This is a genomic window from Rhizobium sp. BK377, from assembly GCF_014193935.1.
Lineage (GTDB): Bacteria > Pseudomonadota > Alphaproteobacteria > Rhizobiales > Rhizobiaceae > Rhizobium.
Window position 1 is genome coordinate 21,943 of record NZ_JACIAC010000005.1, and the last position, 13,019, is coordinate 34,961.

The 13,019-nt window shown below is 60.5% G+C and carries 9 protein-coding genes and 1 tRNA gene; 7 read left to right on the plus strand and 3 right to left on the minus strand.

The features are described 5' to 3' along the window. The first annotated feature begins 41 nt into the window (after nt 1-41). From secA to FHT92_RS19720, 3 genes are all read left to right on the plus strand, one after another. Entirely contained in the window at nt 42-2,759 is a 2,718-nt protein-coding gene (secA, locus tag FHT92_RS19710) for a preprotein translocase subunit SecA (RefSeq protein WP_183749632.1), read from the plus strand. A 159-nt stretch (nt 2,760-2,918) separates the two neighbouring features. Then, nucleotides 2,919-4,334, plus strand: a complete 1,416-nt coding sequence (locus FHT92_RS19715; protein ID WP_183828562.1) for an oligosaccharide flippase family protein — start codon at nt 2,919-2,921, stop codon at nt 4,332-4,334. After that, nucleotides 4,335-5,612 (plus strand): GNAT family N-acetyltransferase, encoded by a 1,278-nt coding sequence (locus FHT92_RS19720; RefSeq protein ID WP_183828565.1) that lies wholly within the window; start codon nt 4,335-4,337, stop codon nt 5,610-5,612. It abuts the gene before it with no gap. Here FHT92_RS19720 and FHT92_RS19725 read toward each other — a convergent pair. Further along, a complete protein-coding gene (locus tag FHT92_RS19725; RefSeq protein WP_183828568.1) occupies nt 5,609-7,246 on the minus strand; it encodes an AMP-binding protein in 1,638 nt (545 codons plus the stop codon). The genes FHT92_RS19720 and FHT92_RS19725 overlap by 4 nt on opposite strands. A 222-nt stretch (nt 7,247-7,468) precedes the next feature. Here FHT92_RS19725 and FHT92_RS19730 point away from each other — a divergent pair, with 222 nt between their 5' ends. Then, nucleotides 7,469-8,449: an aldo/keto reductase gene (locus tag FHT92_RS19730; RefSeq protein WP_183749628.1), complete on the plus strand. Its 981-nt coding sequence runs from the start codon at nt 7,469-7,471 to the stop codon at nt 8,447-8,449. A 75-nt stretch (nt 8,450-8,524) separates the two neighbouring features. Here FHT92_RS19730 and FHT92_RS19735 read toward each other — a convergent pair whose 3' ends face one another. Further along, complete coding sequence (locus FHT92_RS19735; RefSeq protein ID WP_183749627.1) at nt 8,525-9,103, minus strand: TetR/AcrR family transcriptional regulator; 579 nt, start codon at nt 9,101-9,103, stop codon at nt 8,525-8,527. Between the two features lie 125 nt (nt 9,104-9,228). Between FHT92_RS19735 and FHT92_RS19740 the strand changes: the two genes are divergently transcribed. Both FHT92_RS19740 and FHT92_RS19745 read left to right on the plus strand, forming a co-directional pair. Beyond that, nucleotides 9,229-10,524: an MFS transporter gene (locus tag FHT92_RS19740; RefSeq protein WP_183749626.1), complete on the plus strand. Its 1,296-nt coding sequence runs from the start codon at nt 9,229-9,231 to the stop codon at nt 10,522-10,524. 85 nt (nt 10,525-10,609) lie between these two features. Next, nucleotides 10,610-10,694 (plus strand) — tRNA-Leu (locus FHT92_RS19745). A 112-nt stretch (nt 10,695-10,806) separates the two neighbouring features. On the opposite strand, the gene FHT92_RS19750 is transcribed toward FHT92_RS19745, so the two are convergent. Continuing rightward, nucleotides 10,807-11,112, minus strand: coding sequence for a hypothetical protein (locus tag FHT92_RS19750; protein ID WP_183749625.1), 306 nt, complete (start codon nt 11,110-11,112; stop codon nt 10,807-10,809). Between the two features lie 158 nt (nt 11,113-11,270). Between FHT92_RS19750 and FHT92_RS19755 the strand changes: the two genes are divergently transcribed. Then, nucleotides 11,271-13,016, plus strand: coding sequence for a cation:proton antiporter (locus FHT92_RS19755; RefSeq protein ID WP_183828571.1), 1,746 nt, complete (start codon nt 11,271-11,273; stop codon nt 13,014-13,016). Nucleotides 13,017-13,019: the final 3 nt, after the last annotated feature.

The window sequence follows — 13,019 nt, forward strand, 5'->3', positions numbered from 1 at the left end:
TAAGAAACGTCGGGGAAGAATATTCAGAAAGGACCAGTCATATGGTCAGCTTTGGCGGTATTGCCCGCAAGTTATTTGGCTCTGCCAACGATCGCCGCGTGCGGTCCTTCCAGCCGAACGTCGCCGCAATCAACTCTATTGAAGAGAAGACCAAGGCGCTGACGGATGAGCAGCTTGCCGCAAAGACGCTGGAGTTCCGCGCACTCCTCGCAGAAGGCAAGACGCTGGACGACATCCTCATTCCGGCCTTTGCGGTCGTGCGCGAAGCCTCGCGCCGCGTCCTTGGCATGCGACCTTTTGACGTACAGCTTGTCGGCGGCATGATCCTGCATTCCAACGCCATTGCCGAAATGAAGACCGGCGAAGGTAAGACGCTGGTCGCGACCCTGCCGGTCTATCTGAACGCCCTTGCCGGCAAGGGCGTGCATGTCGTCACCGTCAACGACTATCTCGCTCAGCGTGATGCCGCGACCATGGGCCGTCTCTACGGCTTCCTCGGCCTGACCACGGGCGTCATCGTCCACGGCCTTTCCGACGAAGAGCGCCGCGACGCCTACAATTGCGACATCACCTACGCGACCAACAACGAGCTCGGCTTCGATTATCTGCGCGATAATATGAAGTACGAGAAGAACCAGATGGTCCAGCGCGGCCACAACTTCGCAATCGTCGACGAAGTGGACTCGATCCTCGTCGACGAGGCGCGCACGCCGCTGATCATCTCTGGTCCGCTCGACGACCGCTCCGACCTCTACAACACCATCGACACCTACATTCCGCTGCTGACGCCGGAAGACTATGAGATCGATGAAAAGCAGCGTTCGGCGAACTTCTCCGAAGTCGGCACCGAAAAGCTCGAGAACCTGTTGAAGCAGGCCGGCCTCCTGAAGGGCGCCTCGCTCTACGACATCGAGAACGTCGCGATCGTTCATCACATCAACAATGCGCTGAAGGCCCACAAGCTGTTCCAGCGCGACAAGGACTACATCGTCCGCAACGGCGAGATCGTCATCATCGACGAATTCACCGGCCGCATGATGCCGGGCCGTCGTTATTCGGAAGGCCAGCATCAGGCGCTGGAAGCCAAGGAAAAGGTGCAGATCCAGCCGGAAAACCAGACGCTGGCCTCGATCACCTTCCAGAACTACTTCCGCATGTACGGCAAGCTCGCCGGCATGACCGGTACGGCCCAGACGGAAGCGGAAGAATTCGGCAACATCTACAACCTCGATGTCATCGAGGTGCCGACAAATCTGCCGATCAAGCGTATCGACGAGGACGACGAGGTCTACCGGACGGTCGAAGAGAAATACAAGGCGATCATCGCAGAGATCCTGGATGCCCACCAGCGCGGCCAGCCGGTGCTCGTCGGCACCACCTCGATCGAAAAGTCGGAATTCCTGGCCGAGCTGATGCGCAAGCAGGGCTTCTCGAACTTCCAGGTTCTGAACGCCCGCTATCATGAACAGGAAGCCTATATCGTCGCCCAGGCCGGCGTGCCGGGCGCGGTCACGATCGCGACCAATATGGCCGGCCGCGGTACCGACATCCAGCTCGGTGGCAACCTCGATATGCGTGTCGAGCGCGAGCTCGGAGAAATCGAGCCGGGTTCGGAACGCGACGCGAAGATCGAGGCAATCCGAGAAGAGATCAAGCAGCTCAAGGAAAAGGCGCTCGCCGCCGGCGGTCTTTACGTCATCGCCACCGAGCGCCACGAAAGCCGGCGCATCGACAACCAGCTGCGCGGCCGCTCGGGCCGTCAGGGTGACCCGGGCCGTTCCAAGTTCTATCTTTCGCTTCAGGACGACCTGATGCGCATCTTCGGCTCCGACCGTATGGACAGCATGCTGCAGAAGCTCGGTCTCAAGGAGGGCGAAGCGATCGTCCATCCTTGGATCAACAAGGCTCTGGAACGTGCGCAGAAGAAGGTCGAAGCCCGCAACTTCGATATCCGCAAGAACCTTCTGAAGTACGACGACGTTCTGAACGATCAGCGCAAGGTCATCTTCGAACAACGCGTCGAGATGATGGAAGCGCCGAATATTTCCGAGACCGTTTCCGATATGCGCCGCGAAGCCATCGATGATCTGGTCACAACGCATATTCCGGAACGCGCTTATGCCGAACAGTGGGATGCGGTCGGTCTGAAGGCACAGGTTGCCAATATCTTGAATCTCGATCTGCCGATCGAGGACTGGGTAAAGGAAGAGGGCATTGGCGAAGACGATATCCGCGAACGCCTGACGGAAGCCGCCAATGCCGCCTTCAATGAGAAGATCGAGCGCTTCGGCCCCGACATCATGCACTATGTCGAGCGCCAGGTCGTCATGCAGACGCTCGACCATCTGTGGCGCGAGCACATCGTCAACCTCGACCACTTGCGTTCCGTCATCGGCTTCCGCGGTTACGCCCAGCGCGATCCGCTGCAGGAATACAAGTCGGAAGCCTTCGAGCTCTTCCAGGCGCTGCTCAACAACCTGCGTCAGGCCGTCACCGCGCAGCTGATGCGCGTCGAGCTGGTGCAGCAGGCTCCGCCGCAGCCGGAACCGCCGGTCATGCAGGCCCATCACCTCGATCCTATGACCGGCGAGGATGAGTTCACCAACACGACCTATCAGGCGCTTGAAGTCACGGTGCCGCCGGAGAACCGCGACCCCAACGATCCATCGACTTGGGGCAAGGTCGGCCGCAACGAGGCCTGCCCCTGCGGCTCGGGCAAGAAATACAAGCACTGCCACGGTGCTTTCGAACAGGTTTGAGAATGGCGCCTTCGGGCGCCATTTTTCTTGGGTAATTTCCGTCCAATTATGGATCGGCGCGGCGGGCAATGCCGCCTCGTTGGGCATACCGTTTCTTAACTCTGATCTGGCAAGACTTGGCCGTGCGAATGCCCTGCCCTTAGAGTTTTGCGTGTTAAAATGGCGGTCATAGAAACAGCGGAAAAAATGCTGCCCGCGGGGCTGCGGCCGATCGCCGGCCGCGTGCTGCGCATGCTTACCGCAGTTCTGACGGAACGGGGCGACAAGGCCGCGGCCCAGCGTATGGCACTCATCGCGTTTTCAATCCGTATTCTCAGTGCAGCCCTCGCCTTCCTGTCGCAGATCGTGCTCGCCCGGCTGATGGGCGAATATGAATACGGCATCTTCGTTTTCGTGTGGGTGCTGGTCGTCCTCTGCGGCGATCTTTCCTGCCTCGGTTTCCACACCGCGATTGTCCGCTTCCTGCCGCAATATCGCGCTGCCGGCGCCTTCGCCGAAATCCGCGGCCTGACCGGCTCCGCGCGTGTTTTCGCGCTGCTCTCGGGGACGACCGTTCTCATCGCCGGCATGCTTGGCCTCCATTTCTTCGGCAACAGGATCGAGAGCTATTATCTGGTGCCGATCTTCCTCGGCCTCATGGCCATGCCGATGATCGCGCTTGGCGATATTCTCGAAGGCACGTCGCGGGCCAATCATTGGCCCGTCATGGCGCTCAGTCCGGTCTATATTGTCAGGCCGATCCTCATCATCCTCTTCATGCTGACTGCGATCTTCTTCGGCGCACCGCACACGGCAGTCACCGCCATGCAGGCAGCACTCGCGGCAACCTTCGTCACCGCACTCGGCCAATATGCCGCCACGCTCTACCGGATGCGCAGGCATTACGATGCCGGCCCGCGCAAGGTGGACTTCCTGGAATGGCTGGGCGTTGCTTTCCCGATCTTCCTCATCGAGGGCGTGAGCTTCCTGCTGACCAACTCCGATGTCGTCGTCGTGGGCATCTTCCTGGAGCCGCATGACGTCGCAATTTATTTCGCAGCGGCCAAGACGATGGCGCTGGTGCATTTCATCAATTTCTCAGTGAAGGCGGCCGCCGGCCCGCGCTTCTCCTCGATTATCGCCGAAGGCAACCGGGCCGATCTCGCGGTTGCGGCTGCCGATGCCGCCCGCTGGACCTTTTGGCCTGCGCTTGGAGCCGGTCTCGCGGTGTTGGCGGCCGGGCATCTGCTGCTGTCGCTTTTCGGCGGCGCCTTTACGGCCGGTTACATCCTGATGGCGATCCTGCTGGGCGGTATCCTTGCCAAGGCGCTGGTCGGCCCCGCCGAGACGCTGCTGATGATGGCAGGCAAGCAGAACCTCTGCGTCGCCCTTTATGCTGGAGCGCTCGCCGCCAATGTCGGCCTCAATCTCCTGCTGATCCCGCGTTACGGCATCGCCGGCACGGCGATCGCCACGGCCTCCGCCATGGCCGTGGAAGCGATCCTGCTGCATGTCTTTGTGCGCCGCGCACTCGGCTTTACGCTTTTTGCCTTTACAACCCCTTCCGCTGCAACGCCAGACATGAGAGCCCGATAGATGGTGCGTTTACCACCCATCACCGAGAGCACCGACAGCAACGCAAACCGCATGGTTCACGATCTTGCCGCACTCAAGTTCGAAGCCCCGCAGGCTGAAGCACGGATCGAAATCGGCCGGCTGGGGCGCGAGCTCTGCCTTTACCCCGGCAAGCTGGGTTACGATCTGCAGGAAGAATTGGACTTCCTTTCCAACCGCGCGATGGAGCCGAACGTCTTCTTCAGCGGCCGTTTCCTGGCGCCCGCCATGCCGCGGCTGGAAGACCGGCAGGTCAATTTCGCGATCATCCGCGACGAAAACGAACATCGCAGCCGCATGCGTCTGCTCATGCCCTTCTCGATCGACAAACCCGGTTTCGCCGTCGGCCCGTCGATCATCCGCGGCTGGGCAAACAGTTTCGGTCCGCTTGGCACCCCCTTGGTTGATGCGGAGGACGCGGCCGAGACGCTGGACAATCTCTTCGAAGGCCTTGTCACGCCAGATCTCGGCCTCCCGGGCACTCTGGTGCTGCCGGACGTCCGGCTGAACGGCATCTTCGTGCGCATGGCGAAGGCCGTGGCGCTTAGCCGCAACCTGCCGCTGACCGTCGCCAATCCTTACGAACGGCCGATGCTGCAGAGCAATGACGACGCCATGGTCTATCTCGGCCGCACGGTATCTTCCTCTCACCAGCGCGAGATGCGCCGCCAGTGGCGACTGCTCGATGAGCTCGGCACGGTCGTCCACACCGTTGCCCGCCAGCCGCGTGAGATTCACATGCGTTTCGAGGAATTCCTGGCGCTGGAGGCCGGCGGCTGGAAAGGCAAGCGCCGCAGCGCGCTGGTGACCGACCGTTATCACACCGCCTTTGCCCGCGAGGCTGTCTCCAATCTGGCGGAAGTCGATGCCGTGCGCATCCACACAATCGACGTTAATGGCAAGGCAATCGCTGCCGTGGTCGTGCTGATGATGGGCGGCGAGGCCTATACCTGGAAGACTGCCTATGACGAAAATTACTCCCGCTATTCGCCGGGCAAGCTTTTGATGAGCGAACTGACCGAGTGGCATCTCGATGATGCCAATGTCGTACGTTCGGATTCCTGCGCCGTCTCAGATCATCCGATCATGAGTCGCTTCTGGCAGGAACGCGAGGAGATGGGCACGCTGGTGATCGGCCTCACCCAGAACGGTGACCGCGACATGCGCCAGGTCGCAGCCCAGCTTCACATGTACCGCAGCACCCGCAATATGGCGAAGATGCTCCGCGAAAAGATCATGTCGCTTGCCGGCCGCGGCTAGTTTTTCGCTTCCACCACAGCCTTTTCCCGCAGCAGTCGGCGAATGACCTTGCCCGTGGTCGTCAGCGGCAGCGCATCGACGAATTCGACCTCGCGCGGATATTCGTGCATCGAAAGCCGGGTTTTCACCCAGTCCCGGATTTCCGCTGCCAGCTCCGCGCTTGGGTTGTAGCCTGGCGAAAGCACGATATAGGCCTTGACGATCTCCGTACGCAGAACATCTGGCTTGCCGACGGCAGCGGCAAGCTGCACGGCCGGATGGCCGACGAGACAGTCCTCGATCTCCGCCGGCCCTATGCGGTACCCGGACGAGGTGATGACGTCGTCGTCACGGCCGGCAAAGATGACATAGCCCTCCGCGTCCTGCCGGCCGATATCGCCGGTCAGCAGCCAACCCCCAGCATATTTCCTCTCCGTCGCATCGGGGTCATTCCAGTAGCCGAGGAACATCACCGGATCGGGGCTGGCGATAGCTATCTGCCCCTGTTCGCCGGCCGGCAGTTCGACGCCCTCGTCGCTGACAACAGCCACCCTGTGGCCGGGCGAAGCGCGCCCGATTGCGCCGGCCTTCGTTACCCCGAAGGCAGCGCTCGAAGACAGTACGAAATTGCACTCCGTCTGCCCGTAGAATTCATTGACGGTAATGCCGAACGTGCGGCGCGCCCACTCGTAGGTTTCGCGCCCCAGGGATTCACCTGCCGAACCGATGGTGCGCAGCACGAGACCGTATTTCGAGCGCGGCTCCTCGACGGATTTCAGAAGCCGGAGCGCCGTCGGCGGAATGAACGCATTCCGCACCTTCATCTCGGCCATGATGCGATAGGCCATATCGGCATCGAACTTCTGTGCCGGCGAGGAAACAACAGGCACGCCGAGCATCAGGCTCGGCAGCAGCGCATTGAGCAGTCCGCCGGCCCATGCCCAGTCGGATGGCGTCCAGACCTTGTCTCCCGCCTGGGGGAAACCCTCATGGACAAACTGCATGCCGGGAATGTGGCCGGCGAGAACCCGGTGGCCATGCAGCGCTCCCTTCGGCGGCCCCGTCGTGCCTGACGTGAAGATCATCAGCGCTGGCTCGTCCGGGCCTGACTGGGTAATTTCAAAAGTTGAGGAATAGGCAGAAACCAGATCGGCAAAGCCGAGCGTCCTTGCGGAGGCTCCATCGACGCTGATGACGTGTCTGACATCAGGCAATCGTTCGCGAATCTGGTTGATGCGCGCTAGCCCGAAACCATTCGTGACGACAGCTGTCGCACCTGCAGCCTTCAGCCGGTACTCCAGCGCATCGACACCGAAAAGCAACGCGAGCGGCAGGGCAATCGCGCCCATCTTGTAGATCGCCACATGCGAAATGACCGTCTCGAAGGATTGCGGCAGGAGCAGCGCCACACGATCCCCCTTGCTGATACCAAGTGCCGAAAGCGCATTGGCGAAGGATGAGGAACGGGTGGCAAGCTCGCCATAGGTCAACGACAGATGGTTGCTGTCGGGACTAAAATGTTCGAGGCAGACGCGATCAGGATCACGCGCGGCCCAGTCGTCGCAGACGGCGCGGCCGATATTGAAATCCTCGGGGACCTGCCAGGAAAAATCGCGGTAGAGCGTGTCATATCGATCGCCGGGCGGCAGTTTCATGGGCATGATCCAGTAAAATGCTGCACCAGCTAACACCTCACCGACCGAATGCGCAAGCGGTGTAACCCGCAATGATAAGACGACATTCCGCCCGCTCATCGGGTATTATTGCGCTAACTGCACAACACATTCTCTGTCAGGCTCGCTGAGACTTCGGCGATTTCTGCGCTACATCATGCGCATGCGCCTGGGAGTCGCTGAAATTCATTGCGGAGCACTTTCATGGAATATGTAAAACTAGGAAAGACCGGTCTCGAAGTTTCGAAGATCTGCCTCGGCTGCATGACCTATGGCGATCCCAACCGCGGAAACCACGCCTGGAGCTTGCCGGAAGTGGAAAGCCGTGCGCTCCTCAAACAGGCGATCGATCTCGGCATCAATTTCCTCGACACGGCCAACACCTATTCCAATGGTTCCTCCGAGGAGATCGTCGGACGCGCCATCAAGGATTTCGCCAAGCGCGAGGATATTGTTCTCGCGACCAAGGTCTTCAACCGCATGCGCCCCGGCCCGAACGGCGCCGGCCTGTCGCGCAAGGCGATCTTCGATGAGATCGACAACAGCCTGCGCCGCCTCGGCACCGATTATGTCGACCTCTACCAGATCCACCGCTGGGACTATACGACACCAATCGAGGAAACGCTGGAAGCTCTCCATGATGTCGTGAAAGCCGGAAAGGCGCGTTATATCGGCGCTTCCTCCATGTATTCGTGGCAGTTCGCCAAGGCGCTCTACACCTCACGTTTGAATGGCTGGACGGAATTCGTCAGCATGCAGAACCACGTGAACCTGCTCTATCGTGAGGAAGAGCGGGAAATGCTGCCCTTCTGCGAGGACCAGAAGATCGGCGTCATACCCTGGAGCCCGCTTGCCCGCGGCCGCCTGACCCGCGACTGGAATGAGATGACCAACCGCAGCGAGACCGATGAATTCGGCAAGACGCTCTATAAGCAGGCCGAAGATGCCGATCGCAAGATCGTCGAGAAGGTTGCCGAAGTCGCCAAGGCCCATGGCGTTTCCAGAGCGCAGGTTGCCACCGCCTGGATCTTGCAGAAGAGCGCCGTCACTGCCCCGATCATCGGCGCATCCAAGGCGCAACATCTGATGGACGCCGTCGGCGCACTGACGGTGAAACTCAGCGCCGATGATATAGCCGCACTCGAAGCACCCTACATTCCGCACAACGTCGCCGGCTTCAAGTAAAGCGCCGTCTCGCGCTTTCGCGACGACATCCGTCAAAGACCGCTGGCGTAGCGAGCGAATCCGAAACAGCGCGGTTTAAGATTGCCGTGCCGGGTCGAGCTTGCGGCGCATTGTGACTAGAAACTGCTCGGCGAGCGCCCGATCCTCCACCGCACGGGCAAGAATGACGGCCCCCATCATCGATGAAAGCGTCGATGTCGCATTGGCGCGGCGCTCTTCCTCGGTCGCACCCGGCACCACCTCCTTCAGGACATCGACCAACGTGGACAACCCTTCGCTGAAGGTCGCACGAACCGCGCCTTCGCTGCGGCTGACTTCCTGGATCAGAGAGGCAAACACGCAGCTTCCGCCGGGATCGTCGACCGTGCGCCAATGGATGTAGTGATCGAGCAGTGCCTGAAGCGGCTTGTCTGGTTCAGCGGCGATTAGCTCACGCCAGCGTTCTTCCACGCGCTCGATCAGCTTACGGCTGACCTCCAGCGCGAGGTCGTCTTTCGATTCGAAATGGCCGTAAAACCCGCCATGTGTAAGACCCGCCGCCCTCATGATGTCGGCAACACCGACGCCATCGAACCCATTCTCGCGAAAGAGCACGCTGGCGGCCGTCAGGATCTTCTCGCGGTTTTCTGCAAATTTCTCGCGGCTGACCCGCATTCTTCGTCTCCGGAAATGGTCGCTTGACAATTTATATGATGTCCATCATCAATACGCAACAAATATGATGACCGTCATGTAAAGCGGTCTTGTATATGGTCCTCACGTCATAACGGAATTTGCCCATGGTCTCTGCAGTCCTTGCGTCATCCCTTGCCCGGCGAAACATTCACTATGGATGGGTTGTCGTCGCCGCCACCTTTCTGACCATGCTGGTAACCGCCGGCGCAATGGGCGCACCGGGCGTCCTCATCAAACCGCTGCAGGACGAATTCGGCTGGGAAACCTCGCAAATTTCCTCTGCCCTCGCCATCCGCCTGATCCTCTTCGGCCTGATGGGTCCCTTCGCAGCTGCCTTCATGAACTATTTCGGTGTCCGCAAGGTCATCGTCTTCGCCCTTGCCTTGATCGGCGCAGGCTTCGTCGGTTCGCTGTTCATGACCAAGCTTTGGCATCTGCTGGCGCTCTGGGGCATCGTCGTCGGTTTCGGCACCGGCCTGACCGCCATGGTGCTGGCAGCCACGGTTTCCACGCGCTGGTTCGTCAAGCATCGCGGTCTTGTCGTCGGCATGCTCTCGGCAAGCTCAGCAACCGGCCAGCTCGTTTTCCTGCCGCTGATGGCGGAACTCACGGAACGCTACGGCTGGCGCGCCACCGTCTTCTTCGTCTGCGCGATGATCATGGTCGCGGCCCTTCTCGTGCTGCTCTTCATGCGTGACCGCCCCTCGGACGTAAACCTGCCTTCGGTCGGCGAAACCCAGGTGACGCCGGCCCCTGCCCGCGGCACGCTCGCCGCAGCGCTTGCAACACCGATCACAGTTCTCAGAGACATTTCGACGACCTCGACCTTCTGGATCCTGTTTGCCACCTTCTTCATCTGCGGCCTCAGCACCAACGGCCTTATCCAGACCCATTTCGTGACGCTCTGCGGCGATTTCGGCATTATGCCGGTCGCAGCCGCCAGCGTTCTCGCCGTCATGGGCATCTTCGATTTCTTCGGCACGATCGGCTCCGGCTGGCTCTCAGACCGCTTCGACAATCGCTGGCTGCTCTTCTGGTATTACGGCCTGCGCGGTCTCTCGCTGCTCTTCCTGCCTTTCAGCGATTTCAGCTTCTACGGCCTCTCGATCTTCGCCGTCTTCTATGGTCTGGACTGGATCGCCACCGTGCCGCCGACAGTCAAGATTGCCGCCGACCGCTTCGGCCGTGAAAAAGCCGGCCTCGTCTTCGGCTGGGTCTTCGCCGGTCATCAGCTTGGTGCTGCCACCGCAGCTTATGGTGCCGGCCTGTCGCGCACGGCGCTGGAAAGCTACCTGCCGGCCTTCTTCATCGCCGGCGCCTTCTGCCTGCTGGCCTCGGTCCTGGCGATCACGCTGAAGAAATCCGGCCTCACTGCCTCAAGTGAGGCAGTCGCCCACTAAACCCGGATTTCTAAGCGCCAAAACTTCGCCCGCCGTCTTGCACGCGCGGGCGAACGCATGTTAGACAGCCGCCTCGTATTTCGCTGCCCCATTGGCGGAATTGGTAGACGCGCTCGACTCAAAATCGAGTTTCGAAAGAAGTGCTGGTTCGACCCCGGCATGGGGCACCAAATATCTCCAATAACAGATTTCTTTTGTGTTTGCCCACGCCCCGAAGGGCGAGGGCGCTATCCGTGGCGGACGATGCTGTAGTTCCGCAAAATGCAGGACTCAGCCTGCTGCTTAGTCGCACCGCCTTACTGTTTTTGTGACAGTGCCTTCATCGGTCTGGCGCGTCACGCTACGCGTGTAGCAACGGTCACGGTCCCGATCGCGCCAGCGATCACGTTCGCGCACCGCGCCGAACGTAATGCCGCGATCACTGATGGTAACGCCGGGTCGGACCCGGTCGCGGTCATAACGGTCATATCCGTCATATCCATCATAGGAACGCTCGCGTGTGACCGTAACGCTGTCTGCCATTGCAGGTGCTGCAGCCGAGCCCAGGGCAAGGGCAGCGATTGCGCAGTTGATGATGATCTTTCGCATCTCTCTTCTCCTTGTCTTCATATATAAGCAACGACACGGGAGCTTAGTGGTTCCGCTAAAAAAGCCGGCCATCTAGGTCTAATCCATCCAAATCAACTCTTTAACTTTGCCGGCGCTTCATCCTAAAGTGCCGGCCGCGGGGCATTGTGAGAGGGCGGATGCATCAGGAAACGGGATTGATTGCGACGGTAGCTGTAAGTTTCGTCTTTGCGGCGGTTCTTGGCTATTGCGCCGACAGGCTGCGACTGCCGCCGCTGGTCGGCTATCTCTTCGCCGGCATTCTCATGGGACCGTTCACACCGGGCTTTGTCGCCGATACGGAGCTTGCGAGCCAGCTCGCCGAAATGGGCGTGATCCTGCTGATGTTCGGCGTCGGTCTGCACTTCTCCGCATCCGATCTTTTGGCTGTGCGCGGCATCGCCGTGCCGGGCGCGATTGGCCAGATCCTGCTTGCCACCCTGCTCGGCGTCGGCCTTGGCGAATTTTGGGGTTGGAGCCTCGGCGCCGGTATCGTCTTCGGCCTCAGCCTTTCGGTTGCCAGTACGGTCGTGCTCCTGAAAGCGCTGGAAGACCGCAACCTCGTCAATACAGCCGGCGGGCGCGTAGCCGTCGGCTGGTTGATCGTCGAGGATCTCGCCATGGTACTGGCGCTCGTGCTGCTGCCGGCCCTCGCCGAACTTCTGGGCGGACATGCGAACGACACCGCCTCGCATGGTCTCGACCTGCCGCTTTCGGCCACGATCGCGCTCACCTTGCTGAAGGTCGGAGCCTTTGCCGCCATGGCGATCTTCCTCGGGCCGCGTATCGTGCCCTGGCTTTTGACTTTGATCGCCCGCACCGGCTCGCGTGAACTCTTCACGCTCACCGTGCTCGCCATTGCGCTCGGCATCGCCTTCGGCTCGGCGGCGATCTTCGGCGTTTCCTTTGCGCTGGGTGCCTTCTTCGCCGGCGTGGTCATGAGCGAATCCCACCTCAGCCATCGCGCCGCCGCCGACTCCCTGCCGCTGCAGAATGCCTTCTCGGTGCTCTTTTTCGTCTCGGTCGGCATGCTCTTCGATCCATCGATCATCGTGCGTCAGCCTTTGGCTGTCATCGGGGCGTTGGCGCTGATTATCGTCGGCAAGGCAATTATCTCTTTCGGGATCGTCGCCCTGTTGCGCTATCCGATCGGCATGGGCCTGACGGCTGCCGGCGGCCTTGCGCAGATCGGGGAATTCTCCTTCATCCTTGCCGGCCTCGGCGTCTCGCTCGGGCTCCTGCCGCATGAAGGACAGGATCTGATCCTCGCCGCAGCAATCCTCTCCATCACGCTGAACCCGCTCGTCATCTTCGTGGCGGAGAAGCTGAATCGCCAGATCAAGGTGAACTGGCCGCGCATCTACGAAAGTTACGGCCGGAAAAATCAGGACGCCTTGGCGCGGGAACTAGAAAAAATCAGGGCACTAGGCGAGGAGCGCGCGCGTCAGCATTATCTGCGGATCCAGCAGTTGGTCGAGACTTTCCCGCTCTTCTCCGAAGTTGGCGAGGACGCGCTGGAAGAACTGCTCCTGCTGTTCAACCCCAAACTCGCCTCGCCCGGCGAACGCGTCATCCGCCGCGGCGACCGCGGCGACAGCATGTATTTCATCTCCTCTGGCGCGGTAGAGGTGCGGCTGGCAAGCGGCGCTGTGCGGCTCGAGCCCGGTGCCTTTTTTGGCGAAATGGCGCTGCTCAGTGGCGGACGCCGCACGGCCGATGTCATCGCTGTCGATTTCTGCCAGTTCGAAGTACTGGAGCGGCGTGACTTCAACATGTTCATGTCTCGCCACCCGAACCTTCGCGTCATCGTCAGCGAAATGGCGCAGAAGCGCACCGAGATGAACGTCATGCGCCAGCAGTGGGAAAAATCCATGGACCTGTCATAGGCG